This window comes from Halomonas shantousis (genome assembly GCF_054654615.1).
In genome coordinates, this window is sequence record NZ_BAAIER010000002.1 from 378,803 (window position 1) to 394,993 (window position 16,191).

Consider the following 16,191-nt stretch of genomic DNA (forward strand, 5'->3'; position numbering starts at 1 on the left):
TGTCTCGTGGTCTTGTGTGATTATCGCCCGATCAGACGCCGCGCGAGATATCTTGGTCGGAGGGCTGCTCGCCATCCTCCGCGGGAACCTCGGAATAGGTCTCCTTCTCGTTGAACGAACGATAGATGTCGTCGCTCAGGAGATTGCGCGCGGTCGTCAGCAGATATTGGATACCGGCCAGGGTGAAGCCGATGGGGAGAGCGAGATAGACGGTCCACAAGGGAACGTGAAGCGAAGCGCTGGTACGCCCTCGCCCCTGCAGCACGGAGACATATTCGGCGGACTTGTAGGCGAAATAGAACATCACTACCGCCGTGCCCACGCTGATGACGATCAGCAGCGCCTTGCGCAGCCTGCCGCTGAGCTGATCGTAGATGGCCGACATGCTGATGTGGCGGGCGTTTCGGGCGGCATAGCCGACACCGACGAAGGTCACGATGACGATCAGCATCTCGGTGACTTCGTAGGTGCCGGCGATGCCTTGCGAGAAGAGAATGTTGCCGACCACGTGTGCGCTCATCAGCGCGGCCATGACGAGTATGCCGCCGGCGACGATGACGCGTTCGATCACACCGAGGCCACGGTCGAGGGCGCCCAGAATGCGTACCAGACTGCCGGATGGCTTGTCGCGATTACCTGAAGGGGTCGGTTGGGTCATGTTACAAGCTCCCTTTGTATCGTTAGGAGGCGGCGAGCCTTGCGCCTCATTGCCATCGGCAAGCACGTTGCCGATGGATCACGGCTTATCGTTGTTCTGTCCTTTTGAACTTACAGGCTTTGCGGCGTCAGTGCTAGAAATCGATGGGGCCATGGCAGGAGCGGCTGATGGTCAACCGCTCCGTTGCAGACCGAGCGCCAGCCGCTGCAGTGAGCCGATTGCCGCGTCGGCCGCCGGGCCCAGGTGTCGTGCCAGACGGGCGCCCAGATCGCCGTCCGCGTCTCGCCCGGGACGGACTCCTTCGCCGCGTCGCGTCAGGGACTGAAGCTGGTCCAGGGCGTCGCGCTCGGCTGCCAGTTCGGCGCGCTTGAGGTGCTCCCGCCACGCCTCCAGCGGCGATCCGGGACGGGCCAGCGGCTTGAGAGCACGGCGTCGCGCACGCAGACGATAGGTCTGGTGGGCCTGATGAGTCCGGACCGGCGCCAGGACCCGGGCGACGTCGGAATCCGTCACCAGGCCGAGATGATCCAGCCACCCCAGCCATAGCAGCTCGCAGACGTCGGCGCCGGCGCGCTCCTGCAGGTCGAGGCAGGCCGCGGCGACGACGGGATCGGCGTAGTGCGCACAGGCGTAACGCCAAAGTGCATCCGGGGCGGCCAAGGCGAAGGGGAATTGGGTAGAATGGGCAGTCATGATCGATGACACGCAGCGTGTCCTTGATGCTTACAACGTCGATGGGAGACAGGCATGATCGCATTTCGCCAACTTGCGCTGCAACGCGGCACCCAACTGCTGATCGAAGAGGCCGATCTGGTCCTTCACGACGGCCAGCGGGCGGGAATCGTCGGGGCGAATGGCGCCGGCAAGTCGAGCCTGTTCAAACTGCTGCTGGGAGAGCTCGCTCCGGATCGCGGCCAGGTCGAGCTTTCCGGCGGCCAGCGCATCGCGCACATGGCGCAAGAGGTCGAGGCGCTGTCCCGAGCGCTGGTCGATTATGTCCTTGATGGCCATCGGGAACTGCGGGACACCGAACGGGAGCTGGCGCATGCCCAGACCCGGGGGGACGCCCATCGCGAAGCCGAGCTGCACGGCCACATCGAGACGCTGGATGGCTACAGTGCCCGGGCGCGTGCCGAGCAGCTGCTGGTGGGGCTAGGCTTCGCTCAGCGCGATCTGGAACGCCCGCTGGCGGATTTTTCGGGCGGCTGGCGGATGCGGGTCAACCTGGCGCGCACACTGTTCATGCCCTCCGATCTGCTGCTGCTCGATGAGCCCACCAACCACCTCGATCTCGATGCCCTGCTATGGCTGGAACAGTGGCTCACACGCTATCCGGGAACGCTGCTGCTGATCTCTCACGACCGCGACTTCCTCGATGCGGTGTGCGACCACATCGTGCATTTCGACCAGCGTCGGCTCACGCTCTATCGCGGCAACTATACGGCGTTCGAGCGGGCCCGGGCCGAGAAGCTCGCCCAGCAGCAGGCCGAAGCCGCCAAGCAACAGGCGCGGCGCGAGGAGATCGAGAGTTTCGTGGCCCGCTTTCGCGCCAAGGCCACCAAGGCCCGTCAGGCCCAGAGCCGGCTGAAGATGCTCGAGCGCATGGAAACCGTGGCCATCGCGCATGTCGATTCCCCGTTTCACTTCACGCTGCCGGCCTCCGACAAGACCTCCCATCCGCTACTGGTGCTCGACGATGCCACGCTCGGCTACGGCGACACGGCGCTGCTGCATCACGTCAAGCTGAGCCTGCTGCCCGGGCAGCGCATCGGCCTGCTCGGCCCCAACGGCGCCGGCAAGTCGACACTGATCAAATCACTGACCGGCGACCTGCCCCTGCTGGGCGGGAGCCGAGTCCCCGGTGAGCATCTGGCGATCGGCTATTTTGCCCAGCATCAGCTGGAGAGTCTGGACATGAAAGCCACACCCTTTCTCCATGTCCAGCGCCTGTCGCCCCGGGCCAGTGAGCAGGAGGTCCGCAATTTCCTCGGCGGCTTCGGTTTTCAGGGAGACGCGGTGTTCAGCGAGGTGGCCCGCTTCTCGGGAGGCGAGAAGGCGCGTCTGGCGCTGGCACTGATCGCCTGGCAGAAGCCCAATCTACTGCTGCTCGACGAGCCGACCAACCACCTGGACCTGGACATGCGCGAGGCGTTGACCGAGGCACTGGCAGGCTTCGAGGGGGCGGTGATCATCGTCTCCCACGACCGTCACTTGCTGCGGGCCAGCGTCGACGAGTTCTGGCAGGTGGCCGACGGTACGCTGACGCCCTTCGATGGCGATCTGGAGGATTACCGGGCCTGGCTCAAGGCGCGCCTGGAAGGCGAGCGCCGCGAGGCGCGCGAGGAGAAGACACAGCGTCAGGCCGACAACGGCGAGGCCAAGGGCGACCGCAAGGCGTCACGCCGGGCCGCGGCCGAAATGCGCGAGAAGTTGCGCCCGCTCAAGCGTGAGCGTGACAAGGCCGAACGGGGCATGACCGAGACGCAGGCGGCATTGGCCGGCGTCGAGGAGGCGCTGGCCGATGCCGCGCTCTACACCGAGGCGTCCCGCAAGGAGGAGTTGACCGCGCTGTTGACCCGCCAGGGCGAGTTGAAGAACCGTCTTGAGGGCCTGGAGCAGGCATGGCTCGAGGCCGAGGAGGCGCTGGAGCAGATGGAGACGGCCCTGTCCTCGGCGGACGATTGATACCGAAATGGATGGCCGGCGACGCCTCGCGAACAATAAGCCGAGCGTCGCCGGCGGGAGAGAACGATGATGCGTCATATCCTTGCTGCCCTGGCGATGCTGGGGCTTCTGGTGGGCTGCGCCGATGCGCGCCTGAACATGAAGAATTATGATCGGCTGGAAGCCGGCATGACGCGAAGCGAGGTCGAGGCCGTCATCGGCGAGCCGCGGCAATGCTCGGGAGCGCTGGTGGTTGCCAACTGTTTCTGGGGCAACAAGCAGCATTTCATCCAGGCGCAGTTCGTCTCGGGCCGGGCAGTGACCTACCAGTACCATGGGCTGAAGTGATCATGGCTCGCGATTGCCCGACAATAATGGCTAGACTGCAAGCACACCGTGCAATGCGATACCGGAGGTAGCCATGCCCTACGCGTCCCGCAACGATCTGCCCGATAACGTCCGCCACGTGCTCCCGGCTCACGCTCAGGATATCTATCAGGAGGCATTCAACAGCGCTTGGGACGAATACAAGGATCCCGAGGACCGACGCGGTCACGCCTCCCGCGAGGAGACCGCTCACCGGGTTGCCTGGGCCGCGGTGAAGAGCCAGTACGAGAAAGGCGGCGATGGCAAGTGGCATCCCAAAAAGAAGTGAACGAGGCGTCATGGGGTAAAAACAAAAGAGGCTGCCCGCGGGCAGCCTCTTTGGCGTATGCCTGTCCGAGCGGCGCCTACTCGGCGTAGATCATCTTGCGGGTCATGCCGCCGTCGACGGTGAAGTGCTGGCCGGTGATGAAGCCCGCTTCGGGCGAGGCGAGAAAGGTCACGATGGCGGCGATGTCTTCGGGGGCGCCCACGCGGCCCACCGGATGCTGCTCGCGGTCGATGTCGCGATGCTCGACAGGCGCCTGCTGGGCGCTCTTTTCCCACGGGCCGGTTTCGATCCAGCCGGGACAGATGGCATTGACGCGGACCTGCGGCCCCAGGCTGACCGCCAGGGCATGCGTCATCGCCAGCAGCCCGCCCTTGGCCGCGGCGTAAGCTTCGCAGTGCGGTTCCGACTGCAGGGCTCGGGTCGAGGCCATGTTGACGATGCTGCCCAGGCGGCTTCTCAGACCGGGCACGGCGGCGCGGGTACAGAGAAAGGCGCCGGTGAGGTGACTGTCCTGCCAACGTCGCCAGTCGTCCAGCGAGAGCTGTTCGATGGGGCCGGTTTCGGGATTGGCGATGCCGGCGTTGTTGACCAGCAGATCCAGGCCTTCCGCCTCGCCGGCTTCGGCCTGCCACTCGCTCAGGCGCTGAAAGGCCGTCGCGATCTGCGTTTCATCGCCGACGTCGGCATCGAGACGCAGCAGTGGGGCCTTGGCGTGTGCGGTTTCCAGTTCGTCAAGGGCCTCGCCGTCACGGTCGAGGGCGGCCACTCGCCAGCCGCGGGCCAGCAGGTGCTCGACGATGCCGCGCCCGATGCCCTGGGCGCCGCCGGTAATCAGGGCGGTTCTGGTCATATCAGCTCTCCTTGCCGTGAATGGGTCAGGTGTCCAGCAGGAAGGTTACCGGGCCGTCGTTGACCAGCGCCACCTGCATGTCGGCGCCGAACTCGCCCGTGGCGACGTGGGGCCAGGCAGCTTGCGCCCGAGCGATCAGATAGTGGAACAGTCGGTCGCCCTCGCTGGGGGCCGCGGCGCTGGAAAAGCTCGGACGTAGCCCCTTGCGCGTGTCGGCGGCCAGCGTGAACTGGGATACCAACAGCAGCCCGCCCTCCGCCTGCTGGAGATTGCGATTCATCTTGCCGTCCGGGTCGGCGAAGACCCGGTAGTGTAGTAGCTTGTGCAGCAGTTTGTCGGCGCGTGCCTCGTCATCGCCACGCTCGATGCCCACCAGTGCCAGCAGGCCGTGGCCGATGGCGCCGACAGGGCGGCCTTCGACCTCGACGCTGGCGCGCGTCACGCGCTGGATCAATGCCTTCATTCTCTCTCGCCTTATTCTCTGCGCAGTCGGTGCGCGCATCAGCCACGCCGATCCGGGATGCGTCGCGCGCTGTCCAGGACGAGCGTCACCAGGCGCGGCACAGCATCATGTCGACATGCGCTTCGGCCAGCAACCGCTCCACCAGCGGTACCGCATGGCGGTGACCGATGCTCGACAGGTCATGATGGCCTACCGCCAACAGATCCGGCGGCTGGCGACGCAGGCGGTTGAGCAACACCTCTCCCGGCTCGCCCTGCTCAAGAACCAGTTCGAGCTCGGGAACGTCGCCCAGTTCCACCATGAGACGCTCGACCTCGGCCTCCAGACGCAGCCGCAGGCTGGCCAGCTCCCGGTCGCGCCAGCGTGCCACGCCGCTGTCCGAGGCCGGCTCCCGCCCGCCGGGAAGATTCCAGGCATGCAGCAGCGTGACATGCGCGTTCGGAAAGCGTATCAGCGTTTCGCGCAGCGTCTGGCGGCAGGCCAGCGAGAAGTCGACCGGGACCAGCACGTCCTGCCAGGGCTGATCGAGACCGTGACTGACGGTCAGCACCGGGCAGGGCGCGCGGCCCAGCACCCGGGCCAGGGTCGTACCGCCGACGAGATCCTGCTGGCCGCGCTTGCGATGAGCGCCCAGCACGATCAGCGAGGTGTCGCGCTCGTGGGCCTCGCGAACGATCTCCGCATAGGGCGCCCCCGCGACCGTCTGGATCAACGTCTCGGGCTGGGGCAGGGCATAGTCCTCGCGGACATCGGCCAGCAGCCGTTCGAGTTCCGCCACGACGGCATCCTCGAGATCATGCAGGGCCTGGCGAGGCAGGTGGGGATCCAGGACATGGAGCACATCGAGGCGGGCACCATGCTCGTTGGCGAGCTTTACCGCGCGGGCAAAGGCCGCGCGGTTCTCGGCGGAGAGATCGCAGGCGAACAGCAGGGTCTGGGTCATGGTGGGTCCCCTCCTGAATAGCGTTCGGTATCTCGCACGACGGGCATGCCGAGCGGCATCTCCAAGAATGGTGGGCGTTCCGGCGCTCTGCAAGTGTCCGGGCACATACCCGGCGCGGCTTACCACCAAGCATGGAAGTGGTGAACGGGGCCCTTGCCCTGGCCCACCGTCAAGCGGGCACTGGCTTCCAGCGCCGCCTGCAGCCAGGTCTTGGCTTCCCGGACGGCATCGACGACCTGGTCATCGCTTGCCGCCTGCCGTCGCGCCAGACAGGCGGCGATCGCCGAGGAGAGTGAACAACCGGCGCCGTGCAGATTGCGGGTCTCGATCCGCGGGGTCTCCAGCCAGTGGCGGTCGCTCGGCGTGGCGAGCAGGTCGGGGCAGGTCGGGCCGGCCAGATGGCCGCCCTTGAGCAGTACGTGAGAGGCGCCCAGCGCCATCAGGCGGGGCATCAGCGCTGCCATGGCGGCCGGGCTGTCGGGCGCCGCCGCGTCGAGCAGTACCGCCGCCTCGGGCAGGTTGGGGGTGATGACGTCGGCCAGCGGGACCAGCACGTCACGCACGGCACGGATGCCGGCGGCATCCACCAGCACATCGCCGCTCTTGGCCACCATCACCGGATCGAGCACGATCCAGCGTGGACGCCGCAGACTCAATGCTTCGGCGATGGTATCCGCCACCTCACGGCTGGCGACCATGCCGATCTTGACGGCATCGATGGTGACATCGTCGAGCAGGTTGTCGAGCTGGGCGCGGATCAGCCGTGCCGATACCGGCTCGACGGCTGCAACGCCGCAGGTATTCTGGGCGATCACCGCGGTGATCACGTTGGTGGCGTAGACGCCGAGCGCCGAGAAGGTCTTGATGTCGGCCTGGAGGCCCGCGCCTCCGGAGGGGTCGGAGCCGGCAATGGTCAGTACGTTGGCGATCGTCGGTTGCGGGGACATCGTGGCATGCCTGTGTTGCGTTGAAACTCGATATCGATGCGGCATGAAACCCCTTCCTGCAGCGAATCACAAGCGGGAGTTCTCCGGACGGGCCGGCCGGATGAGCGATGGGGAGGGGAGTGTCCGCTTCGTTATCCGACTAAGGAAGTGGTCGGCCCGCCTGACAGGCGTTCGGTTATCCCCTATGCTGCAGGAGCGAAGCCAGAGAATACTGGCAGATGAATTTCCGGTTGCGGTCTCGTGACGGCGGCAACCACCGGTGAACCTATCGGGGTGGGTGAGATGAGATGAATCAGGACGCCTCTGCGCTGGTCGCTCAATACTGGGCCGTTGGGCTCTTTGTCGTCACCGTACTGATCTTGTGCGCCGTCATGATCGGCGCGGCCAGCCTGCTTGGCGGCCGCAGCCGCGGACGCAGCAAGACCCTTCCCTATGAATCCGGCATCGTGAGTACCGGCAGCGCCCGGCAGCGCTTTTCCGTCAAGTTCTATCTGGTCGCGATGCTGTTCGTCATATTCGACATCGAAGCCGTCTTTCTGTTTGCCTGGGCCGTCTCGGTACGCGAGGTGGGATGGACCGGATTCTGGGCCGCGGCAATCTTCATCTTCATTCTGCTGGCCGGCCTGGTCTATGACAGCCGTGTCGGGGCGCTGGACTGGGCGCCTGCCGCCCGGCGCCGCGCATCGCGTGACGATTCCCCCTAGACATGGTTGGCGGCCCGCGCCGCTCATGTCCCGGCAGACCCGCATTCGTTTCATGTGCAGAGGCAGTCTATGCAGTACACCCTGACCCGTGCCGAGCCCGGCACCGCTAGCGACTCAGGCCCGGCCGACGACCGGCGCTATCCTCTCGGCGAGCGCTCGCGCGTCGAGGATCCCCTCAAGCAGCAGGTGCATCGCAACGTCTTCATGGGCCGGCTCGAGGAGGTGCTCCACTCGGCGGTCAACTGGGGGCGCAAGAACTCGCTCTGGCCGTACAACTTCGGCCTGTCCTGCTGTTACGTGGAGATGACCACCGCCTTCACGGCGCCGCACGATGTCGCCCGCTTCGGCGCCGAGGTCATTCGCGCCTCCCCCCGCCAGGCGGATTTCATGGTCATCGCCGGGACCTGCTTCATCAAGATGGCGCCGGTCATCCAGCAGCTTTACGACCAGATGCTCGAGCCCAAATGGGTGATCTCGATGGGGTCATGTGCCAACTCCGGCGGCATGTACGACATCTATTCGGTGGTGCAGGGGGTCGACAAGTTTCTGCCGGTGGATGTCTATGTGCCGGGGTGTCCGCCGCGCCCCGAGGCCTTCCTGCAGGGGCTGCAGCTGCTGCAGGAATCGATCCAGGCGGAGCGCCGCCCGCTGTCCTGGGTGGTCGGCGATCAGGGGGTCTATCGTGCCGAGATGCCCTCGCGCAAGCAGGCCAGCCGCGCCCAGCGTATCGAGGTGACCGAGCTGCGCTCGCCCGATGGCATCTAGCGCCCGGAAACCTGCGAGGTCCGCCACCTCGGATAACATCGATCACGTCCAGGACAGCACCTATCATGAGCGCCGTTGAGACATCACAAGATCGTCCGCACGACAGCGACACATCGACCGGAACCCGCGACGATCCGGTCATACAGGCGCTGCATCAGCGCTTTGGCGAGACCGCCTTTCGCGTCCAGTCCACGCGTACCGGCATGCCGGTGCTGTGGGTCGCCCGCGAGCGGCTGCGCGATGTTCTCGTCTTCCTGCGCGACATGCCCGACCCCTTCGTCATGCTGTTCGATCTTTCGGCGATCGACGAGCGCCTGCGCAGTCAGCGCCGCGGTCTGCCGCCGTCCGACTTCACGGTCTTCTATCAGCTGCTCTCAGTGGCGCGCAACCGCGACATCATGCTCAAGGTGGCGCTTGCCGAGGCCGACCTGCGCTTGCCCAGCGTGACGGATCTGTACGCCAACGCCAACTGGTACGAGCGCGAAACATGGGATCTGTTCGGCATTACCTTCGAGGGGCATCCGCATCTGACGCGGCTGCTGATGCCGCCGACCTGGAGCGGTCACCCGCTGCGCAAGGACTATCCTGCGCGAGCCACCGAGTTCGATCCCTACACGCTGACCGTCAAGGGCCAGGAAACCGAGCAGGAGGCACTGCGTTTCGACCCCGAGGCCTGGGGCATGCAGCGCGAGAGCGAGAACACCGACTTCATGTTTCTCAATCTGGGGCCCAATCACCCCTCCGCCCACGGCGCATTTCGCATCGTGCTGCAACTCGACGGCGAGGAGATCGTCGACTGCGTGCCGGATATCGGCTATCACCATCGCGGCGCCGAGAAGATGGGCGAACGCCAGTCCTGGCACAGCTACATTCCCTACACCGATCGGGTCGACTATACCGGCGGGGTGATGAACAACCTGCCTTACATCCTGGCAGTGGAAAAGCTCGCCGGCATCGAAGTGCCCGACCGGGTGCGGACCATTCGCGTGATGATGGCCGAGGTGTTTCGCATCAGCAGCCACCTGCTGTTTCTGGGCACCTACCTTCAGGACCTGGGGGCGATGTCGCCAGTGTTCTTCGCCTTCACCGACCGTCAGAAGTCCTACGAAGTCATCGAGGCGATTACCGGCTTTCGCATGCACCCGGCCTGGTATCGCATCGGCGGTGTCGCCCAGGATCTGCCGCAGGGTTGGGAGCGGCTGATGCAGGGTTATCTCGACTGGATGCCCAAGCGCTTGAAAGAGTACGAGCGCGCGATGATGGACAACGCCATCATTCGTGATCGCACCAAGAATGTCGCCGCCTTCGACACCCGCGAGGCGCTGAAGTGGGGCGTGACCGGCCCCAACCTGCGCGCCACTGGGCTGGACTTCGACCTGCGCAAGAAGCGCCCCTACTCGGGCTATGAGAACTTCGAGTTCGAAGTGCCCGTTGCCGCCAATGGGGATGCCTTCGATCGCGGCTGGCTGCGCATCGAAGAGATGCGCCAGAGTCTGCGCATCATCCAGCAGTGTGTCGATCACATGCCTGCCGGCGACTACAAGGCGGACCATCCGCTGACCACGCCGCCGCCGCGCGAGAAGATGCTCCAGCATATCGAGACGCTGATCACTCACTTCCTGCAGGTCTCCTGGGGGCCGGTGCTGCCGGCGAACGAGTCGATGCAGATGATCGAGGCGACCAAGGGTATCAACAGCTACTACCTGACCAGTGACGGCAGCACCATGAGCTACCGCACGCGTATCCGCACGCCGAGCTTCCCGCACCTGCAGCAGATTCCGGCCGTGGTGCGTGGCGCCTTCGTGCCGGATCTGATTGCGCATCTGGGCAGTATCGATTTCGTCATGGCCGACGTGGACCGTTAAGCGATGAACACTTCCTCCACCACGCACTCTTCCACTGACCGGACCATCGCCAGCGATGCTTTCGTGCTCGACCCGCAGGATCGCGAGACGATTCTGCACGAGCGCGCGCATTATCCGCAGCCACACGCGGCGAGCATCGAGGCGCTGAAGATCGTCCAGCGCCGTCACGGCTGGGTGCCTGACGGGGCGATTCCCGCCATCGCCGAGGTGCTGAAGATCCCGGTGGCCGATGTCGAAGGGGTGGCGACCTTCTATAGCCTGATCTTCCGCCAGCCGGTGGGGCGTCACGTGATCCTGCTGTGCGACAGCAGTTCCTGCTTTCTCACCGACTACGAGGAACTGCGCGACGCCTTCCAGGAGGTCCTGGGCATCGGCTTCGGCCAGACCACCCCCGACGGACGTTTCACGCTGCTGCCGGTGTGCTGCCTGGGCGCCTGCGACCGGGGGCCGGCACTGATGATCGGCGACGATACCCATGGGCCGGTGTCGCCCGCTGAGATATCTGAATTGCTGGAGCGCTATCCATGAGCCGAATCCTGCAAACGATGGCGGAGCGCCGGGCCGAAACCCATCCGCTAACCTGGCGGCTGCGTGACGACGGCATTTGTGTCGGCCTCGAGGAGTACAAGGCCAAGGATGGCTACGCCGCGGTCACGCGCATGCTGGAAGGCATCTCCCCTGACGAGCTCATCGAGACCGTCAAGGAGGCCAACCTGCGCGGACGCGGTGGCGCCGGCTTCGCCGCCGGCATGAAGTGGAGCCTGACCCTGAAAGGCGACGATGTCCCGCGCGGCTATCTGGTCTGCAACGCCGACGAGATGGAGCCCGGCACCTTCAAGGATCGCCTGCTGATGGAGCAGCTGCCGCACCTGCTGATCGAGGGCATGATTCTCGCCGCTCACGCCAACCGCTCGCGGCAAGGCTACATCTTCCTGCGCGGTGAGTATGTCGAGGCCGCCCGTGCCTTGACGCGGGCGCTCGACGAGGCGCGTCGTGATGGCTGGTTGGGGCCGGACGTGCGCGGCTCCGGCTGGGACTTCGACATCGCCCTGCACACCGGGGCGGGACGCTATATCTGTGGCGAGGAGACGGCGCTGATCAACTCGCTGGAGGGCAGGCGCGCCAACCCGCGTGCCAAGCCGCCGTTTCCGGGGCAATCCGGCGCCTGGGGCCGGCCTACCGTGGTCAACAACGTCGAGACGCTGTGCAACGTGCCGGCCATCGTCGCGAATGGCGCAAAGTGGTATCAGGGACTTTCCGGCGGGTTGAGCAACGACGGCGGCACCAAGCTCTACGGCGTCTCGGGCAAGGTCAGGCATCCCGGCCTGTGGGAGCTGCCCATCGGTACGCCGGGGCGGGAGCTGATGGAGCGCGCCGGGGGCATGCGCGATGGCCTGACGCTCAAGACATGGCTGCCGGGTGGTGGCAGTACCGGCTTCCTGCTGCCGGAGCACCTCGACCTGGCGCTCGATTTCGACAGCGTCGGCAAGGCCGGCAGCCGCCTGGGCACGGGATTGATCGCGGTGGTCGCCGACACCCAGAGCGTGGTGTCGCTGACTCGCAATCTGGAGGAGTTCTTCGCCCGCGAGTCCTGCGGCTGGTGCACGCCTTGTCGCGACGGTCTGCCGTGGACGGTCAAGCTCCTGCGTGCACTCGAACGCGGTGAGGGCGAGGAGGGCGACATCGAGATGCTCGAGCAACTGACCAGGGGACTGGGGCCGGGGCAGACCTTCTGCGCCCATGCACCGGGCGCGGCGATGCCGCTGGCCTCGGCCCTGAAGCATTTTCGAGACGAGTTCGAGCGCGGTGTTTCGCACCCGCCACGTGCGGCACACGCGGACCCGATACCCGCCGGGTCGGTATGAGCGCAGGGGTAACGTACAGAGAAGGACGCCAATGGCCACCATCCACGTAGACGGCACCGCCTATCAGGTCGACGGAGCGGACAATCTGCTCCACGCCTGCCTGTCGCTGGGTCTGGATATCCCCTATTTCTGCTGGCACCCGGCGATGGGCAGCGTCGGCGCCTGCCGCCAGTGCGCCGTGAAGCAATACAAGGATGCCGACGACACCAAGGGCATGCTGGTGATGTCCTGCATGGCGCCGGTCAAGGATGACGGCTACATCTCGATCGACGATGACGAGGCCAGGGCCTTCCGCGCCAGCGTCATCGAGTGGCTGATGATCAACCATCCCCACGACTGTCCGGTGTGCGAGGAGGGGGGACACTGCCACCTGCAGGACATGACGGTGATGACCGGCCATGACCGCCGCCGCTATCGCTTTCGCAAGCGCACCCACAAGAACCAGTATCTGGGGCCGTTCATCGCTCACGAGATGAACCGCTGCATCACCTGCTATCGCTGCGTGCGCTTCTACAAGGACTACGCCGGCGGCGAGGATCTCGGTGTCTTTGGCGCCAATGACAACATCTATTTCGGCCGCTATCAGGATGGCGTGCTGGAGAGCGAGTTCTCCGGCAATCTCACCGAGGTCTGTCCCACCGGCGTGTTCACCGATCAGACCCATTCCGATCACTACACCCGCAAGTGGGACCTGCAGTTCGCTCCCAGCATCTGCCACCAGTGCGCAGTGGGCTGCAACACCAGCCCCGGCGAGCGTTACGGCGACATCCGGCGCATCGAGAATCGCTATCATGGCGAGGTGAATCACTACTTCCTCTGCGACCGGGGGCGCTTCGGCTATGGCTACGTCAATCGCGACGACCGCCCCCGGCGGCCCGAATATCATGATCGTCCAGCCCGCCAGGACCAGGGGCCCCGGGAAGAGGCGGTGAAGCCCCACTATCTCGAGATCGACGCGGCACTCGATCGTGCCGCCGATCTGCTGCGCAACGCGCAGCGCATCATCGGCATCGGCTCGCCCCGTGCCAGCCTGGAGAGCAACCACCTGCTGCGCGAACTGGTCGGTGCCGACTATTTTTCCACCGGAATCAACGCCGCGGAGCAGCACTGTCTGGAACTGATGCAGCGTCTCGCCGTGGAGAGCGGGGCGGCCATCCCCAGCCTGCGTGAGATCGAGGCCCACGATGCGGTGCTGATTCTCGGCGAGGACATCATGCAGACCGCGGCACGCCTGGCGCTGTCAGTGCGTCAGGCGGTACTGTCCCGACGCGACAGCCTCGCCGAGGCACGCGGCATCCCGGTGTGGAACGCCGAAGCGGTCAAGACGCTGGCCCAGGACGAGCGCAACCCGCTGTTTCTGGTCACACCCGCGGCGACGCGCCTCGACGGGCTTGCGGCAGGCGCCTTTCGCGGCGCCCCGGACGATATCGCCCGGCTGGGATTCGCCGTGGCCCATGTCCTCGATGACAACGCACCGGGCGTGGCGGAGCTGGACGCGACCAGTCGCGAACGGGCCGAACGTATCGCCGAGGCGCTGTTGGCCGCCGAGCGGCCGTTGATCGTCTCGGGGGGCTCGCTGAACGCCCCGGCGGTGCTCGAGGCTGCCGGCAATATCGCGCGGGCCCTGTCGCGGCGCACTCGGCAGGTGTCGCTGTCGCTGGTGCGCCGCGAGGCCAACAGCACGGGGCTGACCATGCTCGGCGGCCTGCCGCTCGAGGCGGTGCTGGAAAAGCTGGATGACAGCACGGCGCTGGTGATTCTCGAAAACGATCTTCACTACCGGCTGGGGCATTCGCGGGCCGAGGCTGCCATGGCCCGTGCCGCCGGGACGGTGGTGATCGACCATCAGCGCACCCCGACTTGGTCGCGCGGGGACCTCGGCCTGCCGGCGGCGACCTTCGCCGAGGGCGATGGCACGCTGGTCAACCTGGAGGGCCGCGCCCAGCGCTTCTTTCAGGTCTTCGAGCCGAGCTACACGCGTCCCGAAAGCCGCATTCGCGAAAGCTGGCGCTGGCTGCATGCGCTGCAGGCCACGCTGGCGAGAAGCGAGATGCCCCCGGTGATCCTGGACGACGTGACCCGTGACCTGGCCCAGCGTCACCCGGCGCTGGCCGGAGTGGTGCAGGCTGCGCCAGGGGCGGCGTTTCGCATCCACGGCCTCAAGCTGGCCCGCGAGCCGCATCGTTACAGTGGGCGTACGGCGATGCGGGCCCATCTCGACGTCAACGAGCCCCGAGCCCCGGTCGACCCCGACACGCCATTCGTGTTCTCCATGGAGGGATATGCCGGCTATCGGGAACCGCGCCAGGAGGTCGCCTTCGCTTGGGCGCCGGGCTGGAACTCACCGCAGGCGTGGAACAAGTTCCAGGACGAGGTCGGCGGCCATCTGCGTGCCGGCGATCCCGGTGTGCGCCTGTTGACGGCCCAGCCCGGCGGACATGACTACTGCCGCGAGGTGCCGGCGGCCTTCACGCCACGCGACGGCCAGTGGCAAGTGGTGGCGCTTCCCCAGCTGTTCGGCAGCGACGAGACCTCGGCACGCGCCGCGCCGATCCAGGCCCGCGGCGTCTCGCCCCAGGTCGTCCTGTCAGCGGCCGACGCCGAGCGCCTGCAACTGCACGAAGGGCGCAGCATGACGCTGAGCTGGGATGGCGGCTGGCTGCATCTGCCGCTTCGGATCGAACCGTCGCTGCCGGCCGGGCTGGTGGGTCTCCCGCTGGGCATGACCGACCTGCCGGTGCCGGACGGTCAGTGGGTGCAACTGCAGGCGGGCACGCATCGGCCCGCAGAGGAGGCCTCGCCATGAACGTCTGGTCGCCGCTGTTCGCCTGGTGGACGCCGACCGTGGAGGCGGTGCTGTTCGCCGTCTTCCAGGCCATCGTCATTCTGCTGGCGGCGGTCATGGCCGGCGCGCTGCTGAGCTTGGTCGAGCGGCGTCTGCTGGCCTTGTGGCAGGACCGCTACGGGCCCAACCGGGTCGGACCCTTCGGCATGTTCCAGATCGTCGCCGACATGCTGAAGATCTTCTTCAAGGAAGACTGGATACCGCCCTTCGCCGATCGCGCCTTCTTCGTGCTGGCGCCGGCGATCGCCATGGCCTCGCTGCTGCTGTCGTTCATGATCATTCCCGTCACACCCACCTGGGGTGTGGCCGACCTGCACATCGGCGTGCTGTTCTTCTTCGCCATGGCCGGCATCAACGTCTATGCGGTGCTGTTCGCCGGCTGGTCGAGCGGCAACAAGTACGCCCTGCTCGGCGCCATGCGCGCCTCGGCGCAGACGCTCTCCTACGAAGTGTTCATGGGCCTGTCGCTGATGGGCGTGGTGGCCATGGCCGGCTCGTTCAACATGCGCGAGATCGTGCTGGCCCAGGACAGCGTGTGGTTCATCGTGCCGCAGTTCTTCGGCTTCTGTACCTTCCTGATCGCCGGCATCGCCGTCACCCACCGTCATCCTTTCGACCAGCCCGAGGCCGAGCAGGAGCTTGCCGACGGCTATCACATCGAGTATTCGGGAATGAAGTGGGGCATGTTCTTCGTCGGCGAATACGTGGGCATCGTGCTGGTGTCGGCGCTGCTGGTCACGTTGTTCTTCGGCGGCTGGCAGGGGCCCTTGCTGCCGCCCATCGTGTGGTTCTTGCTCAAGGTGGGCGTGTTCGTGACGTTCTTCGTGCTGCTGCGTGCGGCACTTCCCCGGCCCCGTTACGACCGGGTCATGAGCTTCGGCTGGAAGGTCTGCCTGCCGTTGACTCTGATCAATCTGCTGATCACGGGGGCGGTGATTCTGCTCGTCGCCCCCGCGGGAAGCTAAGG

At 65.9% G+C, this 16,191-nt stretch carries 16 protein-coding genes; 10 read left to right on the plus strand and 6 right to left on the minus strand.

Going from position 1 to position 16,191, the window contains the following annotated elements:
• Positions 1–31 precede the first annotated feature (31 nt).
• Positions 32–658, minus strand: coding sequence for a TRAP transporter small permease (locus ACYQ12_RS02455; protein WP_459867207.1), 627 nt, complete (start codon positions 656–658; stop codon positions 32–34).
• Positions 659–829: 171 nt separating this feature from the next.
• Positions 830–1,363, minus strand: a complete 534-nt coding sequence (locus ACYQ12_RS02460; protein WP_459867210.1) for a TIGR02444 family protein — start codon at positions 1,361–1,363, stop codon at positions 830–832.
• Between the two features lie 42 nt (positions 1,364–1,405).
• Between ACYQ12_RS02460 and ACYQ12_RS02465 the strand changes: the two genes are divergently transcribed.
• The 3 genes from ACYQ12_RS02465 (at position 1,406) to chaB (ending at position 3,977) form a co-directional block, all read left to right on the plus strand.
• Positions 1,406–3,343, plus strand: a complete 1,938-nt coding sequence (locus ACYQ12_RS02465; RefSeq protein WP_459867213.1) for an ATP-binding cassette domain-containing protein — start codon at positions 1,406–1,408, stop codon at positions 3,341–3,343.
• 66 nt (positions 3,344–3,409) lie between these two features.
• Positions 3,410–3,670, plus strand: coding sequence for a hypothetical protein (locus tag ACYQ12_RS02470; RefSeq protein WP_459867216.1), 261 nt, complete (start codon positions 3,410–3,412; stop codon positions 3,668–3,670).
• A 73-nt stretch (positions 3,671–3,743) separates the two neighbouring features.
• Positions 3,744–3,977 carry a putative cation transport regulator ChaB gene (gene chaB, locus ACYQ12_RS02475; RefSeq protein ID WP_459867219.1) on the plus strand — a complete coding sequence of 78 codons (234 nt, stop codon included), beginning with the start codon at positions 3,744–3,746 and terminating at the stop codon, positions 3,975–3,977.
• A gap of 76 nt (positions 3,978–4,053) precedes the next feature.
• Here the strand turns inward: chaB and ACYQ12_RS02480 are convergent, their stop codons facing one another.
• The 4 genes from ACYQ12_RS02480 to thiD form a co-directional block, all read right to left on the minus strand.
• Positions 4,054–4,827: an SDR family NAD(P)-dependent oxidoreductase gene (locus ACYQ12_RS02480; protein WP_459867222.1), complete on the minus strand. Its 774-nt coding sequence runs from the start codon at positions 4,825–4,827 to the stop codon at positions 4,054–4,056.
• Between the two features lie 25 nt (positions 4,828–4,852).
• A complete protein-coding gene (dtd, locus tag ACYQ12_RS02485; RefSeq protein WP_459867225.1) occupies positions 4,853–5,290 on the minus strand; it encodes a D-aminoacyl-tRNA deacylase in 438 nt (145 codons plus the stop codon).
• Between the two features lie 85 nt (positions 5,291–5,375).
• Positions 5,376–6,233 (minus strand): universal stress protein, encoded by an 858-nt coding sequence (locus ACYQ12_RS02490; protein ID WP_459867228.1) that lies wholly within the window; start codon positions 6,231–6,233, stop codon positions 5,376–5,378.
• Positions 6,234–6,352: 119 nt separating this feature from the next.
• Positions 6,353–7,180, minus strand: coding sequence for a bifunctional hydroxymethylpyrimidine kinase/phosphomethylpyrimidine kinase (gene thiD / locus ACYQ12_RS02495; RefSeq protein ID WP_459867231.1), 828 nt, complete (start codon positions 7,178–7,180; stop codon positions 6,353–6,355).
• A 287-nt stretch (positions 7,181–7,467) separates the two neighbouring features.
• Here thiD and ACYQ12_RS02500 point away from each other — a divergent pair, with 287 nt between their 5' ends.
• The 7 genes from ACYQ12_RS02500 to nuoH all read left to right on the plus strand — a co-directional run bounded on the left by ACYQ12_RS02500 (position 7,468) and on the right by nuoH (position 16,189).
• Positions 7,468–7,884 (plus strand): NADH-quinone oxidoreductase subunit A, encoded by a 417-nt coding sequence (locus ACYQ12_RS02500; RefSeq protein ID WP_459867234.1) that lies wholly within the window; start codon positions 7,468–7,470, stop codon positions 7,882–7,884.
• 69 nt (positions 7,885–7,953) lie between these two features.
• Positions 7,954–8,649, plus strand: a complete 696-nt coding sequence (locus tag ACYQ12_RS02505) for a NuoB/complex I 20 kDa subunit family protein (protein WP_459867237.1) — start codon at positions 7,954–7,956, stop codon at positions 8,647–8,649.
• Positions 8,650–8,714: 65 nt separating this feature from the next.
• The gene (nuoC, locus tag ACYQ12_RS02510; RefSeq protein ID WP_459867240.1) at positions 8,715–10,514 is read left to right on the plus strand and encodes an NADH-quinone oxidoreductase subunit C/D; all 1,800 of its coding nucleotides are present in this window, start codon (positions 8,715–8,717) and stop codon (positions 10,512–10,514) included.
• 3 nt (positions 10,515–10,517) lie between these two features.
• Complete coding sequence (nuoE, locus tag ACYQ12_RS02515) at positions 10,518–11,042, plus strand: NADH-quinone oxidoreductase subunit NuoE (RefSeq protein WP_459867243.1); 525 nt, start codon at positions 10,518–10,520, stop codon at positions 11,040–11,042.
• On the plus strand, positions 11,039–12,379 hold the full coding sequence (nuoF, locus tag ACYQ12_RS02520) for an NADH-quinone oxidoreductase subunit NuoF (RefSeq protein ID WP_459867246.1): 1,341 nt from the start codon (positions 11,039–11,041) through the stop codon (positions 12,377–12,379). Before nuoE ends, nuoF begins: the two co-directional genes overlap by 4 nt.
• Positions 12,380–12,410: 31 nt before the next feature.
• A complete protein-coding gene (gene nuoG, locus ACYQ12_RS02525) occupies positions 12,411–15,185 on the plus strand; it encodes an NADH-quinone oxidoreductase subunit NuoG (RefSeq protein WP_459867249.1) in 2,775 nt (924 codons plus the stop codon).
• Entirely contained in the window at positions 15,182–16,189 is a 1,008-nt protein-coding gene (nuoH, locus tag ACYQ12_RS02530; RefSeq protein WP_459867252.1) for an NADH-quinone oxidoreductase subunit NuoH, read from the plus strand. Before nuoG ends, nuoH begins: the two co-directional genes overlap by 4 nt.
• Positions 16,190–16,191: the final 2 nt, after the last annotated feature.

Excerpts from the sequence above, each read along its gene's own strand:
- ACYQ12_RS02455 (WP_459867207.1), bottom strand. The coding sequence starts at position 658 with ATGACCCAACCGACCCCTTCAGGTAATCGCGACAAGCCATCCGGCAGT.
- ACYQ12_RS02465 (WP_459867213.1), top strand. The coding sequence starts at position 1,406 with ATGATCGCATTTCGCCAACTTGCGCTGCAACGCGGCACCCAACTGCTG.
- ACYQ12_RS02470 (WP_459867216.1), top strand. The coding sequence starts at position 3,410 with ATGATGCGTCATATCCTTGCTGCCCTGGCGATGCTGGGGCTTCTGGTG.
- chaB (WP_459867219.1), top strand. The coding sequence starts at position 3,744 with ATGCCCTACGCGTCCCGCAACGATCTGCCCGATAACGTCCGCCACGTG.
- ACYQ12_RS02480 (WP_459867222.1), bottom strand. The coding sequence starts at position 4,827 with ATGACCAGAACCGCCCTGATTACCGGCGGCGCCCAGGGCATCGGGCGC.
- dtd (WP_459867225.1), bottom strand. The coding sequence starts at position 5,290 with ATGAAGGCATTGATCCAGCGCGTGACGCGCGCCAGCGTCGAGGTCGAA.
- ACYQ12_RS02490 (WP_459867228.1), bottom strand. The coding sequence starts at position 6,233 with ATGACCCAGACCCTGCTGTTCGCCTGCGATCTCTCCGCCGAGAACCGC.
- thiD (WP_459867231.1), bottom strand. The coding sequence starts at position 7,180 with ATGTCCCCGCAACCGACGATCGCCAACGTACTGACCATTGCCGGCTCC.
- ACYQ12_RS02500 (WP_459867234.1), top strand. The coding sequence starts at position 7,468 with ATGAATCAGGACGCCTCTGCGCTGGTCGCTCAATACTGGGCCGTTGGG.
- ACYQ12_RS02505 (WP_459867237.1), top strand. The coding sequence starts at position 7,954 with ATGCAGTACACCCTGACCCGTGCCGAGCCCGGCACCGCTAGCGACTCA.
- nuoC (WP_459867240.1), top strand. The coding sequence starts at position 8,715 with ATGAGCGCCGTTGAGACATCACAAGATCGTCCGCACGACAGCGACACA.
- nuoE (WP_459867243.1), top strand. The coding sequence starts at position 10,518 with ATGAACACTTCCTCCACCACGCACTCTTCCACTGACCGGACCATCGCC.
- nuoF (WP_459867246.1), top strand. The coding sequence starts at position 11,039 with ATGAGCCGAATCCTGCAAACGATGGCGGAGCGCCGGGCCGAAACCCAT.
- nuoG (WP_459867249.1), top strand. The coding sequence starts at position 12,411 with ATGGCCACCATCCACGTAGACGGCACCGCCTATCAGGTCGACGGAGCG.
- nuoH (WP_459867252.1), top strand. The coding sequence starts at position 15,182 with ATGAACGTCTGGTCGCCGCTGTTCGCCTGGTGGACGCCGACCGTGGAG.